This window comes from Streptomyces sp. NPDC046759 (assembly GCF_040645475.1).
Taxonomy (GTDB): Bacteria; Actinomycetota; Actinomycetes; order Streptomycetales; family Streptomycetaceae; genus Streptomyces.
Genome location: NZ_JBEYYJ010000018.1, coordinates 91,053 through 111,797 on the forward strand (window position 1 = coordinate 91,053; position 20,745 = coordinate 111,797).

A 20,745-nucleotide genomic window follows, 5' to 3' on the forward strand; every position below is an offset into this window, starting at 1 on the left:
ACCGCGTCCAACCTGGCGAACCGGCTGGCGGAGGTGGGTCGGGTGGAGGAGGCGCGGGAGCTGGCCGAGGAGACGCTGGGCCGGCAGCGGCGGGTGCTGGGGGAGGAGCATCCCGACACCCTGCTCACCGCGTCCAACCTGGCGAACCGGCTGGCGGAGGTGGGTCGGGTGGAGGAGGCGCGGGAGCTGGCCGAGGAGACGCTGGGCCGGCAGCGGCGGGTTCTGGGGGAGGAGCACCCCGACACCCTGAGTACCAGGCGATCGCTCGACAGCCTTAAGGCGCCAACGGCGGGTGACGTGTTGGAAGGCGAAGGATCCCCCCAGACATCCCCCGAGAAGTAAGTCAGCAATCGAACTGACTGGTCAGGAACGTTAGAACCAGCCCGCTGTAAATCTGCTGGGCCGTGCCGGATGGGGCCGTGTGGGGGTGGCCGGTCGGTCTCGGCGGTGGCGGTCACTCCACAATCGGCGACTCACTGACGGCAGCCGTTGACGGCAACAAGCGCGCACTTTGCCGTACCCCGGGAACCCTTCGTGTACCTCGCTGGCAAGGCCTGAGCGACGAGGGCGAGGCCACTGAGCCAGCGGGGTGAACTTGTAAGGCGGGGGCCTTGGGGTCGGCCGACGGCGGACTATCCCGGATCGGCGTGAGGGATCTGCCTCTGGTCCCAGTTGCGGTCTCAGCTGACGCTAGTCCCGGGGTGGTTCGTTTCCGTCCATGGCCGTCCAGCATGGCGGCTGACCAGCGGAGTAAGGCTTGTGATGTATGTCCGTGGATATATCCGGACTGTATCGGACAACTCGCAATGCGGCATCGTCGGTGCGCCGTCTGGTCACTCCCCGCTGCCGGGATCCTCTCGCCCCTCATCCAACAGCTTCAAGAACTTGACAGTGCGCAGGGTGTGGGGGTGGTCTTCGCCCAGCACCCGTTGCTGCCGGGTCAGGGTGTCCTCGCCCAGGGCGTGAGCCTCTTCTATGCGCCCCAGCGCCGCCAGCCGGATGGCCAGGTTGGACGCACTGGCCAGGGTGTGGGGGTGGTCTTCGCGCAGCACCCGCCGCTGCCGGGTCAGGGTGTCCTCGCCCAAGGCGTGAGCCTCCTCCATGCGCCCCAGAGCCGCCAGCCAGATGGCCAGGTTAGAGGCGGTACCCAGGGTGCTGGGGTGGTCTTCGCCCAGCACCCGTTGCTGCCGGGTCAGGGTGTCCTCGCCCAGGGCGTGAGCCTCTTCTATGCGCCCCAGTGCCGCCAGCCGGATGGCCAGGTTGGACGCACTGGCCAGGGTGTGGGGGTGGTCTTCGCCCAGCACCCGTTGCTGCCGGGTCAGGGTGTCCTCGCCCAGGGCGTGAGCCTCCTCCAGTTGCCCCAGCGTCGCCAGTCGGTTGGCCAGGTTGGAGGCGGTGAGCAGGGTGTTGGGGTGGTCTTCGCCCAGCACCTGCCGCTGCCGGGTCAGGGTGTCCTCGCCCAGGGCGCGGGCCTCCTCCGCGCGCCCCGGCGTCGTCAGCTCGACGGTCAGGTTGGAGGCGGTGCGCAGGGTGTCGGGGTGGTCTTTGCCCAGCACCCGTTGCTGCCGGGTCAGGGTGTCCTCAGCCAGGGCGCGGGCTTCCTCCGGTTGCCCCAGTTCCGCCAGCCGGTTGCTCAGGTTGGAGGCGGTGAGCAGGGTGTTGGGGTGGTCTTCCCCCAGTACCAGCCGCTGCCGGCTCAGGGTGTCCTCGCCCAGGGCGCGGGCCCTCTCCGTACGCCCCAGCGCCGCCAGTCGGTTGGCCAGGTTGGAGGCGGTCCGCAGGGTGGCCGGGTCGTCCTCGCCCAAGAGGCGGCGGCGGCGCTGGAGGGTGTCCTCGTCCAGGGCGCGGGCGCGGGCGTGGTCCTGGGTGTCGTTGTGGGCGCGGGCGAGGTAGTGGGCGGTCCACAGGGTGCCTTCGTGGTCCGGGCCGAGTTGCCGCAACCAGGTGTGGTGCAGCTGCTGGAGGCGGTCTCGGGCAGCGTGGGCCAGGCCGCGGTCCAGCAGGTACCAGCAGGCATTGCGGACCGCACGCCGTCCAGCCTCGGTGGTGATGAGGACCGGGTCCACAGCGAGGAGATGGGGCAGGACCGTTCGCCAGGCGGGCCAGGTCGAGGGATGCCTGACGTCTCTGGGAGCGGCCGCGGTCAGGAGGGCTGCAGCGTCCCGGGCCGCCTGCTGGCGTTGGTCAGGCGTGAGCTGGTCGCGCAGCACGCTCTGGGTCAGGCGGTGCAGCTGGACGGTGCCGTCCTGGGCCCGGGCCAGGCTGTTCCGGGTGATGGCGCGCAGCGTTGCGCTGCCGGCCAGGCGGGTGGCCAGGGCGTCGGCCAGGGGTGTGGAGGCCGTCTCGGGGAGGTGACCGGCGCAGGCGGTGACGGGAAAGGGTTCGGGAGCCAGCAGGCTCAGGGCGATCATGAGGGCGGCTGCGCCGGGGTGGTCGGATTCCAGGCGGGTGATGGTGAGACGGACCTGCGCGGCCAGCGAGACGGGGTAGCCGACGGGGCGGCCCTCGGCCAGGACCCCGGCGGTGTTACGGGCCAGTTCGGCGCTCAGGTCGGCGGCGGGCAGGCCGTCGGTGAGAAGGGCTGCAGCCTGGGCGAGAGCGAGCGGGAGGTCATCGAGGGTCCGGGCGAGATGGTCGGCGTCGGTCTCGCCCAGAACGGCGCCGTGGGCGTGCAGCAAGGCGATCGATTCGGCACGGGTGAAGACGTCGACGTTCAGCGGGCTGGCGTGCGCGTGCCAGTGGGGGTTGCGGGAGGTGATGAGCACATGCCCGCCACCTCCCGGGAGGTAGGGGGCCAGAACGGCGGCCTCTTCGATGTTGTCGAAGACCAGCAGCCAGCGTGAGCGGGTGCGCAGCTCACCCAGCAGCGCGTCCACCGCGTTCGCGGACGGCGCGTCGGCAGGTGCTGCGCCGATGCGGGTGGCGAGCTGGGCGAGCTGATCGGGGATGAGCGCGGGATCCTCGGCGGCGATCCACCAGGCCAGTTCGTACTCGCCGGCGAAGCGGTGCGCGTATTCGATGGCGAGCTGGGTCTTACCGACCCCGCCCCGCCCGTGCAGCGCCTGGACGGCCACCCGACTGCTGGCCGCCAATGTCTGACGCAGCCGAACCAGGAGGGTGTCGCGGCCGGTGAAGGAGGCGTTGCGGGCGGGCAGGTTCCACACCCGCGGCAGCGATCCGGGCAGACGGGGTCCGCTGCCACCCAGCTGCCGTAACGCCCCGGGAAATGCCGGCCGAGCGGTCGGCCTGCGCGGGCCGGTGACCGCCTCCAACAGCACCCCGCGGGCGGCCTCCTCGTCCAACCCGAACAGCTTCGGGGCAATGAGGGGGCGCAGGATCGGCGGCGAGACGACCTCGGCCACACGAACGGGGGTGATCTTCTCCTTCATCGCCACGATGGCGGTCCACTCAGACGTGGTGAACCGCTCCGGCTCGAAGTAGGCCGGGGAGAACAACGCCAGAAAACGCCCCCGTTCCAAAGCGGCGTTCATCTTCAGAACGAAGTCGTCACCCGCACCCCAGTCCCAGTAATCCAACTCCACCTCGAACCCGGCGTCGAGCAACTGCCACGCCGCCCACTCCGCCCAGGCCCGATCCGCCCCCGCATGACTGACGAACCACGCCCCGCCAGGCGTCTCAACGCCGTCCATCCCGTCCCCCGCGTCCAGCCACCGCACTGAAGCTCCGAGCCTAGAACCCCCCACCCCCAACCGACCCGCGTTCACCCACACAAGCCAGGAAACAGGCAAGATTCGGGACCGCGCCGACCACGGATGACGACGGCAGGGGTTGTGTCGTTCGCGGCTTCACTCGTCTTGTGGCTCTGCTGGCAGGGCCACACGGCGAGGCGGTGCCTGACGGGAGTGCCCGCGGGCGGCCCAGTCTCAGTTGCGGTCTCAGTTGCCGCTCGTTCCAGCGGTGTCCGCCATCGTCCATCGGGTTGGGAAGCGCCTCTGACCAGGGGCGAACGTCGATTCGTGGACGCCTATGGACGCTCACGGAGCAAGATCGGACAACTCGTAATGCGTAGGTCTCGGGTTCGAATCCCGAAGGCGGCTCCACTGGAACCCCAGGACAGATCCTCTCTGGCCTGGGGTTTTGTCGTTCAGCGGATGCGGTGACGGCGGCGCGAGCGGGCCGCACGGCTGTCCGGGGTCTCCTCTCGGTCTCAGCCGGACCCTGAGCCTGGAACCCTCCACCCTCCGACCGCCCCGCGGTCGCCCACTCCTCGGAATGCACCTCTTGAAGCGAGAATGTCCGGATTCAGGTGTTGACGATATGTCTGCGGCATATGACGATAACGCAATCAAGAGCGCCGGACTGTCGCCCTGTGAACCGCACGGCGCTCCCGTCCCGACCCGAAGGAGGGCGACGATGAAGACGTTCCGGAGGCGCATCCCCGGCAGGAAATCGACGGTGGCGGCAATGATCCTCGGGGCGATCGCCTTCGCGGCCCCGACCGCGACCGCCGCCACCGAGAGTCCGAAACCCCAGAGCCCCAGTTTCCACCTCTGTATCCACAGCGCCGGCCCGGCCGGGCGCTACTACTACCCGGGCTACGCCAACGTCCCCTGCCTCTGAGTGGCGCAGCGGACCGGGAGCGGCTCGGTCACAGTCTCCCGGCCACCGCTACCCACCACTGCCTCTGAGTGTCACGGTCCGCCCGGCTGGGAGGAGTCTCGGGGTAAATGGGCGGACAAAAGCGGAGCAAGGGGGCGGCAAAGTGAATCGGGGTCCGGTGAACCCGAGGATCTGAGGCAACATCTTGGTGAACGGCGGGCACCGCGCGGTCAGGGCGTGGTGCCGCCGTCGGCCGGATGGGGTGAGGGACGTGGTGGAGCCGAGGATCGCCGTCGCCGTGGTGACCATGGGCAACCGGCCCGCCGAGGTCGACGCCCTGCTGGAGTCCGTGGCCAAGCAGGATCTCGCCCCCGCCCGCATCGTGATCGTCGGCAACGGCTGCCGGCTGCCCGAGTTCGCCCGCAGGCTCTCCCTGCCCGGCGAGGTCACCACCATCGACGTGGAGGAGAACCTCGGCTGCCCGGGCGGCCGGAACGTCGCCCTCGCCCGTCTGCGCGAGTACGGCGACGTGGACGTCGTCGTGGAACTGGACGACGACGGGCTGCTCGTCGACGCCGATGTGCTGCGGCGCGTACGGGACCTGTACGCCACCGACCCGCGCCTCGGCATCGTCGGCTTCCGCATCGCCGACGAGCGCGGCGAGACCCAGCAACGGCACGTGCCCCGGGTGGGCAAGTCGGACCCGATGCGCGGGGGTTACGTCACCGGGTTCCTCGGCGGCGGGCACGCCCTGCGCATGGCGATGCTGGCCGAGACGGGGGACTGGCCCGCCGAGTTCTTCTTCGCGCACGAGGAGACCGACCTCGCCTGGCGCGCCGCCGACGCCGGCTGGAAGATCCTCTACGCCCCCGAGCTGCTGCTCCAGCACCCCAAGACCTCGCCGGCCCGGCACGCGATCTACTACCGCGTCAACGCCCGCAACCGCGTCTGGCTCGTCCGGCGCCGGCTGCCGGTGCCGCTGATCCCCTTGCACCTGGGGGTGTGGACGCTGCTCACGCTCGCCCGAACGCGCTCCACGGCAGGGCTGAAGGCGTGGTTCGGCGGCTTCGTGGAGGGGCTGCGGGAACCAGCCGGTGAGCGCCGGCCCATGCACTGGCGGACGGTGTGGCGCCTCACCCGGCTGGGGCGTCCGCCGGTGATCTGAGGGCCGTGGTCCGCGGCTCGTGGCCCGGTGCTCGCGGCTCGCGGCCCGGTGTTCGCGGCTCGTGGCCAGGTGTTCGCGGCTCGCGGCCCGGTGTTCGCGGCTCGTGGCCAGGTGCTCGCGGCTCGTGGCCAGGTGTTCGCGGCTCGTGGCCAGGTGTTCGCGGCTCGTGGCCAGGTGCTCGCGGGCTCGTGGCCAGGTGTTCGCGGCTCGTGGCCAGGTGCTCGCGGGCTCGTGGCCCGGTGTTCGCTGCCTTTGCCGGTGAGTTCAGGCGCCGGTCGTCGTGCGCCGGGGCGCGGAAGCCGGCTGCGGATCGAGGCGCCGGTCCGACGGCGACTCCCGGCGTCCGCACGGCGTTCCCCGGTCGGCCGGCCGATGCGCACGGGATCCGGGGAGAAGGGAACGGGACGGGGCCCCGGGCGTTCACCTCCGCCGACCGGGGCCCCTTGCGTCCCCGGATCCAGCCTGCGGCGACACTCCCCCGAGTTACGCGACATACGCGCGCACCGTTGGACCAGATCCGAGGGAAATGATCACATCAGGACGCGCCAACGGATCGCTAACATGTGGCCAACGGTTCGCCGGAAGGTGAGGGACCGGTTGGCTGAAATTGGTCGTCGGTATCCGAAGAGGGCCCTCGGACAGGGCGGTCAGGAGCTGGTCCGACCGGTAGACGGTGGCGGGAAACCGTTGTGGACAGGGCGGAATTCCGCCAGGGAACGGCGGGCGCGCGCTCGTCACGGAGCACGGTCGGCCCCGACCGCGCGGGAAGGCAGTGGAGCGGGTGATGCGGCGGTGCGAGCTGCGGTTCGGGCTGCTGGGGCCACCGGTCCTGTATGACCGACCACCGTTCGGGATTTCGTGCGACAACCCTGACGCCCTCACCGGCGAGACGGCCGGCGACGACTCCCGTCCCGGCCGCGCCGACGGCACCTACCGCGCCACCCGCCCCGCCGGCGACGTCAGTGGCGCCAACGGCGGCGCGGACGCCGCCACTTCACGGCCTTCCGGTGCCGACCGCGCTCCCAGGGTCACACCCCAGGGACCCGCCGGCGAGGAAGCTTCCGACAACGGCGTCCGTGCCATCGGCAGCCCCAAGGTGCGCGCGCTGCTCGCCGCGTTGCTGCTGGAGCCGGGCCGGGTCGTGTCGGTGGAGTCGCTGAAGGACGCCCTGTGGGGCGGGGCGCCGCCGGTCTCCGCACAGGCGTCCCTGCACAACCACGTCACCCGGCTGCGCCGGCTCCTGGACGACCCCGACCGGCTCAGGGCCGTACCGCCGGGGTACGTACTGCGCGTCGATCACGGCGAGTTGGACGTGCACGTCTTCGACGCCCGTGTCGCCGAGGCGCGTGCCGCGCATGCCCTGCGGGACTGGCCGGGGGTCGTACGCGCCTGCACCGCCGGGCTCGCGCTCTGGCGAGGCACCCCGCTCAGCGGGCTCCCCGCTGATCTCGGCGGTTTCGCCCTGGTGCAGCGCCTGGAGGAGGCGAGACTGCTCCTGCTGGAGTGGCGCTACGACGCCGAAACAGCCCTCGGCGGCGTACGGTTGGCCGAGATCGTCCCCGAGCTCGCGGCGCTGGTCGCCGAGTATCCGCTGCGCGAGGCGTACCACCGCCAGCTCATGCTCGCGCTGCACCGCACCGGCCGACAGGCCGAGGCCCTCGCCGTGCACCGCGATCTTCGCGCCCGCCTGATCGAGGAACTCGGCATCGAGCCGGGCCCGGCGGTCCGCGAGGCCCATGTCGAGGTGCTGCGGGGAAGTCACGGGACGCAGCAGCGGGCGGACGGGCAGCGCGACGTCCGGCGGCGAGGCACCGACGACGAGGCCCGCCGACAGGGGCGGGACGCGAGTCACCCGGCAGGTGCGGAAACGGGGAAGGAAACGGCGCCCGCCCCGCACGAGAACGCCGGGCCCGATGCCCGGCAGATCCCGCGTCCGGCGCAACTCCCGCCGCCTCCAGCTCATTTCACCGGTCGTGCCGATGTCCGCCGCGCGCTGCGGCACGCGCTCACCGTGCCGCCGGCCCCGGGTCCTGCCATCGCCGTGATCAGCGGCATGGCGGGCGTCGGCAAGAGTGCGCTCGCCCTGGACGTCGCCCATGAGCTGCGGGACCGCTTCACCGATGGCCAGCTGTACGTCAACCTGCACGGCGCCACCCCCGGCATGCCCCCGCTCACCTCCGCCCAGGCGCTCGCCGCGCTCCTCCGGGACCTGGGCGCCGAGCCGCGCAGCATCCCTGAACATCCGGACGCGGCCGCCGCGTTGCTCCGCTCGCTGCTCGCGCCCGCCCGCCTCCTGCTGGTGCTGGACGACGCGGCGAACGCAGCCCAGGTACGGCCCCTGTTGCCGGCCGGCCCCGGCTGCGCGGTGATCGTCACCAGCCGCTCGCCGCTGACGGCCCTCGACGGCGCCCGGCGTTTCCCGCTCGCTCCGCTGACCGGCGAGGACAGTGCGGCACTGCTGCGCGCGGTGAGCGGACGCGAGGGGCTGGACGCCGGTCATCCGCTGATCGAGCTGACCGGCCGGCTCCCGCTGGCGCTGCGCGTCGTCGCCGCCCGGCTCGCCGCCCGCCATGCCCTCACCCCGGACATGCTGGCGAGCCAACTCGCGCAGACCGGTGGGCGGTTGAGGAATCTGGAGTACGACGACCTGAGCGTCCGGCGCTCCCTGGCCGTGGCCCACGACGCGCTCGCCGCCGCCGATCGCGAGGTGGACCGGGACGCGGCCCTCGCCCTGCGCCGCATCGGCGCGCTGGACCTGCCGACCTACGGCGCCCCGCTCATCGCCCGCCTCACGGGCACCGACGCGCGGCGCGCCGAGGCTGCCCTGGACCGCCTCGTCGACGTCGCCCTGCTGGAGGAGACCGCCTACGGGCGCTACGCCCCGCACGACCTGGTCCGCGACTTCGCCCGCGAACTGGCGGACTCTCTGAAGGACAGCGGCACGGACGCGTCCGAGGACGGCGGCACGGACCCCTCCAGCCCCGCTGCGGCCGCCTCCGGCCCCGCTGCGGACCTCGCTCCCGCGCCCGAACTGACCGCCCTGCGCTGGTACGCCGCCGTGGCCGAACGGGTGCTGGAGGTGACCATGGAGCCGGGGATCGACCAGGAGGACCGGCGCCGGCCGACCTCGGCGCAGCCGCCGGAGCACGCGGCCGACGTGGCCGAGCTGCCCTCCTTCGACTCGGCCGAGCAGGCCTTCGGCTGGGGCGAGGTGGAGCTGGAGAACGTCGTCGCCCTGGTGGCACGGAACGCGGACACGTCCGACCGGCGCCTGGCCGCGCACGTCTCGACGCTCGCCCGGTTGCTCTACCCCTATGTCCAGCGCGGCGGGCGGGTCGCCGAGATGGAGGCGCTGGGCCGGGCCGCGCTCGGTGCGGCGCGACGCCTCGGGGACGCGGCGGCCGAGGCGTACGCGCTGGGCGACCTGGCCGGCCTGCACTTCCTGACCGGCCGGCAGAACGACGCCCTCTCCCTCACCGACGAGTGCCTGGCGATCTGGCGGCGTCTCGGTGTCGTCTCCCGCATCCGGCGCTGCCTGAACAACCGCGGACTGCTGCTGGAGGGGCTCGGGCGGTTCGCGGAGTCGGGTGAGGCGCTGCGGCAGAGCCTCGCCTACTCGCGGCAGTTGAACGACCCCTACGGTGAGGCCATCACCCACAGCCACCTCGGCAACCTGTACGAGCACACCGACCCGCGTGCCGCCATCGAGCAGCACCGGCGCTCGCTGGCGATCGGCGACGCGATCGGTGCGGTCATCGTGCAGCACTCGGCGCACTGCAACATCGGTTACGCCCACCTCACCCTCGGCGAACCGGCCGCCGCGGCCGGGCACTTCGAGGAGAGCCTGCGCATCCTCGGCGGTCACGGCGACTGGCACGGCGAGTCCCAGACCCGGCTCGGCCTGGTCCGCGCGCTGCGCCGGCTGGGGGAGACCGAGCGGGCGGACCACGAGTGTGCCGAGCTGCTGCGCCGGGCCGACGCGCGCGCCGACGGCTACATGGGCGGCCTGGCCCGCCACCAGCACGGGCTGCTGCTGCGCGCGCTGGGCCGGCGGACGGAGGCGCACGACGCCTGGCGCGCGGCGCTCGATGCGCTGGACGGCACGGACGAGCAGGCGGTCGTGACGGAGCTGCGGGAGCTTCTCGCGCAGTGACCGCAGACTCCTCGCACAGCTCCCGGATCCCGACCGGAGCACGCGCGAACACTTCACCCGGAGCGCCCGGCACGTACGCGAACAGCTCGCCCGGAGTGCCCGGCATCCGCCCGCACAGCCCGCCGGCAGTGCCCGAAGCGCCCGGAAACGGCGCTCACTTGGCGTCGGCATAGCACTCCACCACCGCCGTCGTGAACGGGAACCGCACCGGTGTCTCGCCGAAGGTCAGCCGTCCGGCCAGGTCGGCGGAGGCACGGATGGCCTGGACGACCGTGTCGGCCTCCTCGGCGGGGCAGTGCACGATCACTTCGTCGTGCTGGAAGAAGACCAGCTCGGCCTTGAGGTCCGCGCAGGCCCGGCGGAGCCCGGCGAGCATCAGCAGGGCCCAGTCGGCGGCGCTGCCCTGGACGACGAAGTTCCGCGCGAAGCGGCCCCGCGCCCGGGAGTTGCTGGAGGCGTAGCCGGGGACCCAGTGCCCCTGGCCGTCGGGCTGCGTCTCGCTGTCGTCCTCTCCGACGGGGATGCCCGCCTCCTCCGCCGTGTCCTGGCCGGACCCGGCGGCCGGCGGACAGGTACGGCCCAGCCAGGTGCGCACCAGCCGGCCCTCCTCGCCCGCGCGGGCCGCCTCGTCGACGTAGGCGACGGCCTTCGGGAAACGGCGGCGCAGCGCGGCCAGGTTCTTCAGGCCGTCGCCCGAGGTCTGGCCGTAGACCGCGCCGAGCACGGCCAGCTTGGCCTGGGCGCGGTCGCCGGAGAAGGCTCGGTCGGACACGGACTGGTAGAGGTCGCTCTCGCGGCCGGCGACCTCCATCAGACCGGGGTCCCGGGAGATCGCGGCGAGCACGCGCGGCTCCATCTGGTCGGCGTCGGCCACCACGAGCCGCCAGCCGGGGTCGGCGACCACGGCCCGGCGGATCACCTTGGGGATCTGCAGGCCGCCCCCGCCGTTGGTCACCCAGCGGCCGGTGACCGTGCCGCCGGCGAGGAACTCGGGGCGGAAGCGGCCGTCGCGCACCCAGTCCTGCAGCCAGGACCAGCCGTGCGCCACCCAGATGCGGTACAGCTTCTTGTACGCCAGCAGGGGTTCGACGGCCGGGTGGTCGACGGACTGGATCTCCCAGCGGCGGGTCGAGCGGACCTTGATCCCGGCCTGGGCGAAGGCCTTGATCACATCGGCGGGCAGATCGGGGCGCACCCGGCGGCCGAAGGCGGCGGACACCTCGTCGGCCAGTTCGGCGAGGCGGCGCGGCTCGCCGCCGCCCGCGTACCGCTCGCCCAGCAGGTCGTGCAGCAGGCGGCGGTGGACCTCGGTGCTCCACGGCAGGCCCGCGTGGTTCATCTCGGCGGCCACCAGCATCCCGGCCGACTCGGCGGCCGTGAGCAGCCGCATCCGGTCGGGGTGGGCGGTCCGGTCGTGCCGCTTGAGCTGCTCTGCGTAGACCGCGAGGAGGTCGGTCAGGGGGAGGCGGGTGCCGGTGGGCTCGAAGAGCGGGGACTGGGCGCCCGGTTCGGCCGAGCGCTGGGGTGGGTCGGGCGGTACGGGGCCGCCCCGGAGGCGGGCCAGGGCGGCGGCGGCCGAGCGCGGCTCGCCGTACCGTCCTTCGTGGCCCAGCAGGAGTGTCTCGGCGTCCTCGATGTCGTAGCACCGCTCCACTCGCACCCCCGTGGCGAGCAGACGCGGATAGACCTCGGGGGTGGATCGCCACACCCAGCGTGTCACCTCCGGGCGGCTCCGCACCGCCCCGGCGAGATCGCTCTCCCGCCGCACCGGCCCGGCGGGCAGCCCGTCAGGGCCGAGGGGGGCGACGTCCACGCCACCGTCCTCGGCCGCCGCGAGCGCCCACCGATCGGTCATGCCTGCGAGTCTTGCAGGCAGCTCTGACAATCGCTCCGACCTGCGCGTTTGAGCCCTGGAGGCGGAGTTCGGCGGCCGGGTCCCAACGGCCGGGCCCAGGCGGTTGGATCCCGGCGGCCGAGTCCGGGCGGTTGGATCCCGGGCGGCCGTTTCTCCTATGGCCGTTTCTCCTATGGCTGGGTCTGTGCCAGACGGTCTCCGCCAGTCGGTCTCCGCCAGTCGGGTCTCCGGGCCGGCTCCGCAGGTACGTCCAGCGGCCTCGGCCCCGCAGGCGCGGTCCGGCGGCCGAGCGTTCCCGTGGCTCGCGGCCGGGCCGGGCGGCTCACCCCTCCCACCGGTGGGACGATCCCGACAGGTGCCCCGGCGGGGGCGTCCCGGGACGGCTCCCTCCGTCCCGCTTGTCCACAGCCTGTGGACAAGGCTCGGCCCGCTGTCGGTGGGGCATGGCACGATCGACGGTGTGACCAGCACTGCCAGCACTGTCGAGCGGGCCTTTCGGGCGGCCCTCTACGACGACACCGACACCGGCCTCGACACGGGTGCCTCCCTGCTCGCCGCCGACCCGGCCGCGGATGCCGAACTCACGCGACGGGGCGCGGAGTTCGTCGCGACGGCCTGGCAGCGAGGCTGGCAGCCCGCCGATGTCGTACGGCTGGTGCGGCGCGAGCTGGAGGAGGAGCATGTGCGCCTCGCCGCCGCGCTGATCCGAGCACAGGCCGGGCAGGACCGCCCGCGCGGGCGCCGCTGGGCGGCGCAGCTGGCGGAGCTGCCCGAGGCCGCCGCGCGCGAGAGCGACCGCTTCTCGCAGGCCACGACCGTACTGGAGCTGTACCGCCTGCTGCTGCGCCTGCCCGCGCTGGAGCCCCTGGAGGAGCCCCGGCGCGCCGCCGGACGTGCTGCCGGCCCGGCCGCCTCCCGCCAGCTCTCCCGCATCCGCGCGCTGCTCGCCAAGGCCGAGGCGACCGGCTATCCGGAGGAGGCGGAGGCATTGACCGCCAAGGCGCAGGAGCTGATGGCGCGGCACAGTGTCGACGAGGCGCTGCTCGCCGCCGAGGCGCCGGCGCCGGACGCGCCCGGCGCCTGCCGCATCGGGGTCGAGCCGCCGTACGAACAGGCCAAGGCGGTCCTGCTCGACGCGGTGGCCGGCGCGAACAACTGCCGCGCGGTGTGGAACGAGCCGTACGCCTTCTCCACCGTGGTCGGCTTCGAGGCGGACCTGGAGGCGGTCGAGCTGCTCTACACCTCGCTCCTGGTGCAGGCCACGCACGCGATGACCAAGGCGGAGGCCGCCCAGAGAGCCGGTGGACGGAAGCGGACCAAGACCTTCCGGCAGTCGTTCCTGGCCGCCTATGCCCACCGCGTCGGCGACCGGCTCGCGGCCGCGGCCGAGACCCAGGTCACCCAGGACCTGCTGCCGGTCCTCGCCACCCGGCAGATAGCCGTCGCCGACCGGCTGGAGCGGATGTTCCCCGAGACCACCACGACCCGGCTGCGCGGCGTGAGCGACGCGGCCGGGTGGACGGAGGGCGCGAGGGCGGCGGACCGGGCGCAGGTCAGGGTCCGCCCCCGGCTGGAGTGAAGCTCGGCCGCACCGGGCGGCGAACGCCGCGCCGCCCGGTGGGTACGGCGTCTCCGGGTGCGACGTCTCAGTCGCCGACCTGCTGGAAGGCGGACACGGAGGCGTTCGGGCCACTGGCGCCGGCCTGTGCGGCCACCGGTCCGTACGACCAGGGGAAGCTGCGGGAAGCGCTGGTGCCGGGCAGGGTGATCTTCACCGTCCTGGCGTTCAGGGTGGTCTTGTCGCCTGCCTTGCCGCGTACGTAGGTGATGGTGAAGGACGCCGAGTCGCCCTTGGCGAGCTTCAGCTTCTGGGGTTTGGCGCCCTTGAGGGCCGGCACCTTGGCCTCGGTGCTGCCGGTGTTCAGCAGAACGCCGGCGAACTGGTCCAGGGTGCAGGGCTTGCTCTGGTTGGTGATGCTGACGGGAACTTCTCCCGTGTCCCCGGCCTTGGGTGCCACGCTGGCCGACCCGATCTGCACGGAAACCCGGCCGATCTCGCAGGCCGAGCTGTTCTTGCCGCCGCTCTTGCTCCCGCCGCTGTGGCAGGCGGTGAGCAACAGGGCGGCGGCGAGAGCCGTGACGGTGAGCGGAATGGCGCGCATGAGCAGGTCCCATCGAGGTCGTGACGGTGCCCCTGCATCATGGCGCCTGCGCAGTGGCCCTGTTCGCCCACCCCGGCGGAATCACCACTTCAGGTGGCGCTCCTCACCGGAGTCACACCTGTCAGTGCTTCAGTTTGGTCGGCAGCGTGGAAGGCAGCTTGCCGCCCTCGGCCCTGGTGTACGTCTCCTTGCCGGTCGTGCCCGACCAACTCACGGTCATGCCCTGGGCGTTCACCACGTCGACCATCCCCGTGCCCCGGTCCCTGTTGCCGTCCGGGCAGGTCAGGTGGATCATCTGCATGCCCGCCTCCTGGCCGGCGGTGCCCTGGCACCAGGCCTTGCGGCCGGTCACGAAGAGCCCGGCCTTCTTCCCGGTGATCACCAGAGCCACGATCTTGCCGCCGCTCGTGGTGATCCAGCTGCCCTGAAGCCTGCCGGAGGCCCCGGTCACGGCCGCGGAACCCGATCCCGAGGAGGCGGCGGGCGCGGAGGTGGCGCTCGGCGTCGGGGAGGAGGCGGACTTGTCGCCGCCACCGCCCCCGCTGCAGGCGGTCAGCGCGGCGAGTGCGCCCACCAGACCCGCGGCCACGGTCGCGGTCCGCACCCTTGCAGTCGCAGAAGTCACCGGAAAGCTCCCAAGGTCGTAGCGTCCGGCCGCCCTCGGCCGGACGGCCCGCAGCAAGCTACCAGCAGACCTCGAGAGGACTTCCCGCCGCCGGGCAAGAGTCGGTTGTGAGGCCCGGGAGGGCCTGACGGGTAGGCATCTCCCTACGCTTGACTGGTAGGTAATCCCCTACGTATCGTCGCGCTCATGAACATCACCCACGCCTCCTTCGTCACCCTCCCCGTCACCGACCAGGACCGGGCCCTGCGCTTCTACCGGGACGTGCTCGGCTTCGAGGTCACCGCCGATCTGCAGATGCCGCCGGGGCGCTGGCTCCAGGTCGCGCCGAAGGGCGCGCAGACCGTCTTCACGCTCTCCGGGCCGGGGATGGGGGATTTCCAGCCCGGCTCCGCGCGGGGGATCATGTTGGTGACGACCGATGTCGACGCCGACTGCGCACGGCTCGCCGAGGCCGGCACCGAGGTGCAGGGCCCGCAGGAGTACCCGTGGGGGCGGATGGCCTCCTTCCGGGACCCGGACGGCAACGGTCTGATGCTGCTCACGGAGGCTCGGCATTAGGAACCAGCAGGGAGAGGACGGCAGATGACCGCAGCCGGGGCCGGGCAGGCCACCGAGGACCGCGTCTTCGCCGCGCTCGCCAACACCACCCGCCGCGAGGTGCTGCGGCTGCTGCGTGAGCGCGGACCGCAGCCCGTCCAGGAGCTGGCCGACCACTTCGACATGCGCCGCCCCAGCCTCTCGGAACACCTCAGGGTGCTCCGGGAGGCCGGCCTCGTCTCGGAACAGCGCTCCGGGCGGCAGCGCATCTACCGCCTCCAGGCGGCCCCGCTCGCCGAGGTGCAGGACTGGCTCCACCCGTACGAGCGGTTCTGGCGCGACCAGCTGAAGGGCCTCGGTGACGTGCTCGACCGCATGCCCGACGATGGCCGGCGATGAGTACCGAACCCGATGACGACCTGACCACCATCCGCGTCGACCAGTTCTTCCCGCACCCGCCGGCCAAGGTCTGGCGTGCCCTGACCGACCCCGACCTGCTCGTCCAGTGGCAGATGCCCGGAGCCGGGGACTTCCGGCTGGAGGTCGGCCACCGGTACCGGATGACCTCCGTCCCGCGTCCCAACGCCCGCTTCTCCGGGGTCGTGGAGGTGCGGGTCCTGGCCTACGACGTCGAGCGGATGCTGTCCGTCCGCTGGGTGGACGCCGATCCGGCCAATCCCGCGGACTGGACCATCACCTGGACCCTGGAACACGAGGGGCGCGGTACGCGTCTCTTTCTAGTGCACGAGGGATTCGATCCGGACGACCCGGCTCAGCTGATGGCGCGGAAGATCATGGACGGGGGGTGGCGGGGGCATGTCCTGCCCGCTTTGGGGCAAACGCTCGAGCAGTCTCGGTAACCCGCGCCGATTTCGGGCGAAAGGCCGTCTGTACAGGTCGCGCGGGCCACTTCGGTAAAGCGGACGTCAAAGCTGTAACCGCGGGAACACCCCTCGTGCACGTGCATTTGCTCATGCATCGGCACGTGAAGAAGGTTATGATCCGGGTCAGTTGACCACAGCATCCATGGCCACACCAGCCAGTGCACCAGCGGGGAGCGACCTGTGGACCGCGACGTTGACGGCGTGTACGGGGGGTACGACGTGTACAACGGAATGGCTGCCGAGCAGCTGGTCGGAGTGGCCTGGCAGAAGAGCAGACACAGCAACTCGCAGGGTTCCTGCGTGGAGTTCGCGAGACTGCCGGGCGGCGAGGTCGCCGTACGCAACTCGCGTTTTCCCGACGGCCCCGCGCTCGTCTACACGCGCGCGGAGATCGAGGCCATGCTCCTCGGCATCAAGGACGGCGAGTTCGATCATCTGATAGTGAGCTGAGGGTCCAAGGATGCTGCGGGTCCCCGGTGGCAACGATGTCGGGCGGCCGGTAGGGCGGGCGACGCGCGTAGACACCGCGCGTCCGTAGGTGCAGTACTGCGTCAGCCGGCCGGCTGCAGCCGGAACATCGCCCAGACCACCTTGCCGTGGAGCGTTCCGGCGAGGGGGTGCCACCCCCAGCTGTCGGCGAAGGAGTCGACCAGGAACAGCCCGCGCCCCGACTCGGCGGAGAAGTCGTCCGAGTCGCGCGGCACCGGCGTCTCATGGCTCGGGTCGCGGACGGCGCACACCAGTCGTCCGGTCCAGCGCATCAGGTGAAGCCGTACGGGCGCGCTGCGTTCGGCGCAACCCGCATCCGCGGGCAGGGCGTGGCGCAGGGCGTTGGTGACGAGTTCGGAGACGACGAGGCATATGTCGTCGAAGCGGTCGCCGAGGTCCCACTGGTCCAGGGTGCCGCGGGTGAAGCGGCGGGCCTCGCGCACGGCCTCGTAACGGGCGGGCAGCGCACAGGAGGCGGCATCGGACACGGCTGCGGGGTCCAACGGCGGAAGGCCCTGCCGTAACGGCTTGAGCATGGTCGATCCATTCGTCCCCATGCGAGGCACTCCCGGTCAATTCGCGGTCGTTGCGATGCAGCGGTGGCGCGGCACCATGGTTTCGGATGGGCAGAGCAGATGCAAGGGCAGATGCACGTGCACGCGACCGAAATGACACCGCCCGTACCGCTTCTTGGCCATTTTTTCCGCCATCTTCACGGCCGTGGTCGCCAAAGGTCCTGACCTCTCCCCGACAACACCCAGCCAGAAACGGGCCGCCTCTTTCCGTTTCTGTAACCGGATGAGTACTGCTCGAAGTGTTTTAGTGGCAGACTGCGGGCCCTGAAGACGGTTGGGGAGGCTGGCGAACGTGAGCGCGGGAGAGCCCGGATCGGTGGTGCGGCGGATGCTGCTCGGCTCGCAACTCAGGCGGCTGCGTGAAGCTCGGGGGATCACGCGCGAGGCGGCGGGTTACTCCATCCGCGCCTCCGAGTCGAAGATCAGCCGGATGGAGCTGGGCCGGGTGAGCTTCAAGACCAGAGACGTAGAGGACCTGCTGACGCTGTACGGCATCACGGAGGAGTCGGAGCGCGAGTCGCTGCTCTCCCTCGCCCGGGAGGCCAACGTGGCCGGCTGGTGGCACAGTTACACCGACGTCCTGCCCAGCTGGTTCCCCACCTATGTGGGCCTGGAGGGCGCCGCGTCCCTGATCCGCGGCTACGAGGTGCAGTTCGTCCACGGCCTGCTGCAGACCGAGGAGTACGCGCGCGCGGTGGTCCGGCGGGGCATGAAGGGCGCCGGCCCGGCCGACGTCGAGCGCCGGGTCGCCCTGCGCCTGGAGCGGCAGAAGATCCTGCTCACCGGCAGCGCGCCCGAGTTCCACATCGTTCTCGACGAGGCCGCCCTGCGCCGCCCGTACGGCGACCGAGACGTCATGCGCGGCCAGCTCCAGCACCTCATCGAGATCTCCGAGCGGCCCAACGTGCGGCTGCAGGTCATGCCGTTCGGCTTCGGCGGGCACTCCGGCGAGAGCGGTGCCTTCACCATCCTCAGCTTCCCCGACGCCGACCTGTCCGACGTCGTCTACATGGAGCAGCTGACCAGCGCCCTCTACCTGGACAAGCGCGAGGACGTCGCCCAGTACGAGCAGGCCCTGAAGGAACTCCAGCAGGACAGCCCGGGCCCGGACGAGAGCCGGGATCTGCTCCGCGGGCTCCTGCAGCTGTCCTGAGGGCCCAACTGTCCGGAGTCCTCCTTCAACTCGCTTGAAACACAAGTACGATGACGTGCGATCAGTCCGTGACCGGGATCTGGCTCCGCTAGTGATTGAGGGATCACATGTCGTCCTACTTCAGCGACCTGGCCCAGCAGTACATCGACGGTGAATGGCGTCCGGGCACCGGTTCCTGGGACGTGATCGACTTCAACCCGTACGACGACGAGAAGCTGGCCTCGATCACCGTGGCCACCGTCGACGAGGTGGACCAGGCCTACCGGGCCGCCGCCCGTGCCCAGAAGAAGTGGGCCGAGACCAACCCCTACACCCGCCGTGCCGTCCTGGAGCGGGCGCTCAGACTCATAGAGGACCGCGAGCAGGAGATAGCCGACCTGATCATCACGGAACTCGGTGGCACGCGCGTGAAGGCCGGTTTCGAGCTGCACCTCGCCAAGGAGTTCCTGCGCGAGTCGATCCACCTGGCGCTGCGCCCGGAGGGCAGGATCCTGCCCTCCCCGGTCGACGGCAAGGAGAACCGCGTCTACCGGGTGCCCGTCGGCGTCGTGGGGGTGATCAGCCCCTTCAACTTCCCGTTCCTGCTGTCCCTGAAGTCGGTGGCCCCGGCGCTCGCGCTCGGCAACGCCGTGGTCCTCAAGCCGCACCAGAACACCCCGATCGCCGGCGGCACCCTGATCGCGAAGATCTTCGAGGAGGCCGGGCTGCCCGGCGGCCTGCTCAACGTCGTCGTCACCGACATCGCCGAGATCGGTGACGCGTTCATCGAGCACCCGGTCCCGAAGGTCATCTCCTTCACCGGTTCCGACAAGGTCGGCCGGCACGTGGCCACCGTCTGCGCAGCGAACTTCAAGCGCTCGGTGCTCGAACTGGGCGGCAACAGCGCGCTGGTGGTCCTGGACGACGCCGACATCGACTACGCGGTGGACGCGGCCGCCTTCAGCCGCTTCGTCCACCAGGGCCAGGTCTGCATGGCCGCCAACCGTGTCCTCGTGGACGTTTCCGTGGCCGAGGAGTTCACCGAGAAGTTCGTCGCCAAGGTCCGCACCCTCAAGGTCGGCGACCCGCGCGACCCGCAGACCGTCATCGGACCGGTGATCAACTCCCAGCAGGCGAACGCCCTCTCCGGCGCCGTGGAGCAGGCGATCGCCGAGGGTGCCACCGCCCTGGTCCAGGGCGGCACGTCCGGCAACCTGGTCGAGCCCAGCGTGCTCACCGACGTGCCCGCCGACTCCGCGCTGCTGCAGCAGGAGGTCTTCGGCCCGGTCGTCTTCCTCGTCCCGTTCGACGGCGAGCAGGAGGCGCTCCGCATCGTCAACGACACCCCGTACGGCCTCAGCGGTGCCGTCCACACGGGTGACGTCGAGCGGGGCGTCGCCTTCGCCAAGCAGGTCGACACCGGCATGTTCCATGTGAACGACGGCACGGTCCACGACGAACCGATCGTGCCGTTCGGCGGCGAGAAGCAGTCGGGCATCGGCCGCCTGAACGGCGACACGACGCTGGAGGCGTTCACGACCGTCAAGTGGATCTCGGTGCAGCACGGCCGCAGCGGGTTCCCGTTCTAGACGCTCTCTTCCAGGCGCTCTTTCCGGAGCGCCCGGGCCATTGCGGACAGCATCCGACCGCAATGGTCCGTAGCGTCGTCGGTGTCAGGGGGCGCACGGCCCCCGGCAAGGGCGAGAAAGGACGGTCGGCCATGGTCAAGCACGTACCGGCGGAGGCGCAGGGCGACGAACGCGGGGCGCTGCTGGCGTTCATCGAGGAGCAGCGCGGCGGCATCCGCCGGGCCCTGCTCGGACTGACCGAGGAGCAGGCCCGCTCCCGTCCCAGCGCCAGCGAGCTGTCGCTGGGCGGCCTGCTCAAGCATGTCGCCGAGGTCGAGCAGAGCTGGATCGCCCGCGCCAAGCAGGAACCGCCCGCGGTCCGGCGCGACGAGTCGAACTGGCACGAGACCTTCCAGCTGGTCGGCGAGGAGACGGTCGCCTCGCAGCTGGCGTACTGGGAGCAGGTCGCCGCCGAGACGGACAAGTTCGTCCGCTCCGCGCCGAGCCTGGACGACACCTTCCCGCTGCCGCCGGACCCCTGGTTCCCGCCGGAGGGCCGGGTCAGCCTGCGCTGGCTGTGTCTGCACCTGATCCGCGAGACGGCCCGGCACGCGGGGCACGCCGACATCATCCGCGAGTCCCTGGACGGCAGCACGGCCTTCGAGCTGGTGGCCCGGGAACAGGGCACGTCCTGGGGGTGATGGCCGGGTCCTGACCTGGAGCCCCTGCCAGCGATCCGCCTTCTCGTGCCCGGGCGCGGTCCGCCGGCACGTGCGGGCCCACGGTCACCAGGTCCGGGGCGACCCGGAGGACTGGGGCGCACGCGTGGTGCTGCGCCGAGCCCGCCACATCTGCGAGATCGCGAACAGGTGGGTCCACACGGCCGACTCCGAGGCCGAGTGGACCCACGGCCTCGTCGAGCGCATCGAGGTGCCCACACCTTCGCCGGCGAGGGCGAACCGTTCGTCGGCGTGCTGGCCGAGGACCAGGAGGACCCGTATGCGACGGGGGAGCGGCACCCGGGGGACGACCACTGGTCC

General features: G+C 71.6%; 17 protein-coding genes and 1 pseudogene. 13 read left to right on the plus strand and 5 right to left on the minus strand.

Features of this window, described 5'->3' with window-relative positions:
- On the plus strand, nucleotides 1–342 hold a 342-nt coding region (locus tag ABZ919_RS23945), incomplete at its 5' end, for a tetratricopeptide repeat protein (RefSeq protein WP_361251247.1).
- Nucleotides 343–833: 491 nt separating this feature from the next.
- On the opposite strand, the gene fxsT is transcribed toward ABZ919_RS23945, so the two are convergent.
- The gene (gene fxsT / locus ABZ919_RS23950; RefSeq protein WP_361251249.1) at nucleotides 834–3,650 is read right to left on the minus strand and encodes an FxSxx-COOH system tetratricopeptide repeat protein; all 2,817 of its coding nucleotides are present in this window, start codon (nucleotides 3,648–3,650) and stop codon (nucleotides 834–836) included.
- Between the two features lie 724 nt (nucleotides 3,651–4,374).
- Between fxsT and ABZ919_RS23955 the strand changes: the two genes are divergently transcribed.
- From ABZ919_RS23955 to ABZ919_RS23965, 3 genes are all read left to right on the plus strand, one after another.
- Entirely contained in the window at nucleotides 4,375–4,581 is a 207-nt protein-coding gene (locus tag ABZ919_RS23955) for a hypothetical protein (protein WP_361251252.1), read from the plus strand.
- A 250-nt stretch (nucleotides 4,582–4,831) separates the two neighbouring features.
- Nucleotides 4,832–5,725: a glycosyltransferase gene (locus ABZ919_RS23960; protein ID WP_361251254.1), complete on the plus strand. Its 894-nt coding sequence runs from the start codon at nucleotides 4,832–4,834 to the stop codon at nucleotides 5,723–5,725.
- A gap of 784 nt (nucleotides 5,726–6,509) precedes the next feature.
- Nucleotides 6,510–9,878, plus strand: coding sequence for a BTAD domain-containing putative transcriptional regulator (locus ABZ919_RS23965; RefSeq protein WP_361251257.1), 3,369 nt, complete (start codon nucleotides 6,510–6,512; stop codon nucleotides 9,876–9,878).
- A 154-nt stretch (nucleotides 9,879–10,032) separates the two neighbouring features.
- Here ABZ919_RS23965 and ABZ919_RS23970 read toward each other — a convergent pair whose 3' ends face one another.
- Complete coding sequence (locus tag ABZ919_RS23970; protein WP_361251260.1) at nucleotides 10,033–11,733, minus strand: bifunctional 3'-5' exonuclease/DNA polymerase; 1,701 nt, start codon at nucleotides 11,731–11,733, stop codon at nucleotides 10,033–10,035.
- 460 nt (nucleotides 11,734–12,193) lie between these two features.
- On the opposite strand from ABZ919_RS23970, the gene ABZ919_RS23975 reads away from it, so the two are divergent.
- Nucleotides 12,194–13,312 (plus strand): DUF2786 domain-containing protein, encoded by a 1,119-nt coding sequence (locus ABZ919_RS23975; protein WP_361251263.1) that lies wholly within the window; start codon nucleotides 12,194–12,196, stop codon nucleotides 13,310–13,312.
- 67 nt (nucleotides 13,313–13,379) lie between these two features.
- Here the strand turns inward: ABZ919_RS23975 and ABZ919_RS23980 are convergent, their stop codons facing one another.
- Nucleotides 13,380–13,895, minus strand: a complete 516-nt coding sequence (locus ABZ919_RS23980) for a DUF4232 domain-containing protein (protein ID WP_361251266.1) — start codon at nucleotides 13,893–13,895, stop codon at nucleotides 13,380–13,382.
- A 121-nt stretch (nucleotides 13,896–14,016) separates the two neighbouring features.
- Nucleotides 14,017–14,520 carry a hypothetical protein gene (locus tag ABZ919_RS23985; RefSeq protein WP_361251268.1) on the minus strand — a complete coding sequence of 168 codons (504 nt, stop codon included), beginning with the start codon at nucleotides 14,518–14,520 and terminating at the stop codon, nucleotides 14,017–14,019.
- 186 nt (nucleotides 14,521–14,706) lie between these two features.
- Here ABZ919_RS23985 and ABZ919_RS23990 point away from each other — a divergent pair, with 186 nt between their 5' ends.
- The 4 genes from ABZ919_RS23990 to ABZ919_RS24005 all read left to right on the plus strand — a co-directional run bounded on the left by ABZ919_RS23990 (nucleotide 14,707) and on the right by ABZ919_RS24005 (nucleotide 16,391).
- On the plus strand, nucleotides 14,707–15,078 hold the full coding sequence (locus ABZ919_RS23990; RefSeq protein ID WP_361251271.1) for a VOC family protein: 372 nt from the start codon (nucleotides 14,707–14,709) through the stop codon (nucleotides 15,076–15,078).
- Nucleotides 15,079–15,102: 24 nt separating this feature from the next.
- Nucleotides 15,103–15,456, plus strand: a complete 354-nt coding sequence (locus ABZ919_RS23995; protein ID WP_361251274.1) for a metalloregulator ArsR/SmtB family transcription factor — start codon at nucleotides 15,103–15,105, stop codon at nucleotides 15,454–15,456.
- Nucleotides 15,453–15,917, plus strand: a complete 465-nt coding sequence (locus tag ABZ919_RS24000) for an SRPBCC domain-containing protein (RefSeq protein WP_361251277.1) — start codon at nucleotides 15,453–15,455, stop codon at nucleotides 15,915–15,917. The genes ABZ919_RS23995 and ABZ919_RS24000 overlap by 4 nt, the downstream gene beginning before the upstream one ends.
- A 204-nt stretch (nucleotides 15,918–16,121) precedes the next feature.
- Complete coding sequence (locus ABZ919_RS24005) at nucleotides 16,122–16,391, plus strand: DUF397 domain-containing protein (RefSeq protein WP_351243994.1); 270 nt, start codon at nucleotides 16,122–16,124, stop codon at nucleotides 16,389–16,391.
- A 101-nt stretch (nucleotides 16,392–16,492) separates the two neighbouring features.
- Here ABZ919_RS24005 and ABZ919_RS24010 read toward each other — a convergent pair whose 3' ends face one another.
- Nucleotides 16,493–16,987, minus strand: a complete 495-nt coding sequence (locus ABZ919_RS24010; protein WP_361251280.1) for an ATP-binding protein — start codon at nucleotides 16,985–16,987, stop codon at nucleotides 16,493–16,495.
- Nucleotides 16,988–17,333: 346 nt separating this feature from the next.
- Between ABZ919_RS24010 and ABZ919_RS24015 the strand changes: the two genes are divergently transcribed.
- The 4 genes and pseudogenes from ABZ919_RS24015 to ABZ919_RS24030 all read left to right on the plus strand — a co-directional run.
- Nucleotides 17,334–18,158 carry a helix-turn-helix transcriptional regulator gene (locus ABZ919_RS24015; RefSeq protein ID WP_361251465.1) on the plus strand — a complete coding sequence of 275 codons (825 nt, stop codon included), beginning with the start codon at nucleotides 17,334–17,336 and terminating at the stop codon, nucleotides 18,156–18,158.
- A 107-nt stretch (nucleotides 18,159–18,265) separates the two neighbouring features.
- A complete protein-coding gene (locus tag ABZ919_RS24020; RefSeq protein WP_361251283.1) occupies nucleotides 18,266–19,726 on the plus strand; it encodes an aldehyde dehydrogenase family protein in 1,461 nt (486 codons plus the stop codon).
- Between the two features lie 131 nt (nucleotides 19,727–19,857).
- Nucleotides 19,858–20,406, plus strand: a complete 549-nt coding sequence (locus tag ABZ919_RS24025) for a DinB family protein (RefSeq protein ID WP_361251285.1) — start codon at nucleotides 19,858–19,860, stop codon at nucleotides 20,404–20,406.
- A 145-nt stretch (nucleotides 20,407–20,551) separates the two neighbouring features.
- Nucleotides 20,552–20,736: pseudogene (locus ABZ919_RS24030) on the plus strand (PadR family transcriptional regulator); the annotation flags it as partial.
- Nucleotides 20,737–20,745 lie beyond the last annotated feature (9 nt).

Bases quoted from the DNA above. Each gene is read 5' to 3' on its own strand.
- ABZ919_RS23980 (WP_361251266.1), bottom strand. From the start codon at position 13,895: ATGCGCGCCATTCCGCTCACCGTCACGGCTCTCGCCGCCGCCCTGTTG.
- ABZ919_RS23990 (WP_361251271.1), top strand. From the start codon at position 14,707: ATGAACATCACCCACGCCTCCTTCGTCACCCTCCCCGTCACCGACCAG.
- ABZ919_RS23965 (WP_361251257.1), top strand. From the start codon at position 6,510: ATGCGGCGGTGCGAGCTGCGGTTCGGGCTGCTGGGGCCACCGGTCCTG.
- ABZ919_RS23995 (WP_361251274.1), top strand. From the start codon at position 15,103: ATGACCGCAGCCGGGGCCGGGCAGGCCACCGAGGACCGCGTCTTCGCC.
- ABZ919_RS23970 (WP_361251260.1), bottom strand. From the start codon at position 11,733: ATGACCGATCGGTGGGCGCTCGCGGCGGCCGAGGACGGTGGCGTGGAC.
- ABZ919_RS23955 (WP_361251252.1), top strand. From the start codon at position 4,375: ATGAAGACGTTCCGGAGGCGCATCCCCGGCAGGAAATCGACGGTGGCG.
- ABZ919_RS24000 (WP_361251277.1), top strand. From the start codon at position 15,453: ATGAGTACCGAACCCGATGACGACCTGACCACCATCCGCGTCGACCAG.
- ABZ919_RS24015 (WP_361251465.1), top strand. From the start codon at position 17,334: ATGCTGCTCGGCTCGCAACTCAGGCGGCTGCGTGAAGCTCGGGGGATC.
- fxsT (WP_361251249.1), bottom strand. From the start codon at position 3,650: ATGGACGGCGTTGAGACGCCTGGCGGGGCGTGGTTCGTCAGTCATGCG.
- ABZ919_RS24010 (WP_361251280.1), bottom strand. From the start codon at position 16,987: ATGGGGACGAATGGATCGACCATGCTCAAGCCGTTACGGCAGGGCCTT.
- ABZ919_RS24025 (WP_361251285.1), top strand. From the start codon at position 19,858: ATGGTCAAGCACGTACCGGCGGAGGCGCAGGGCGACGAACGCGGGGCG.
- ABZ919_RS24020 (WP_361251283.1), top strand. From the start codon at position 18,266: ATGTCGTCCTACTTCAGCGACCTGGCCCAGCAGTACATCGACGGTGAA.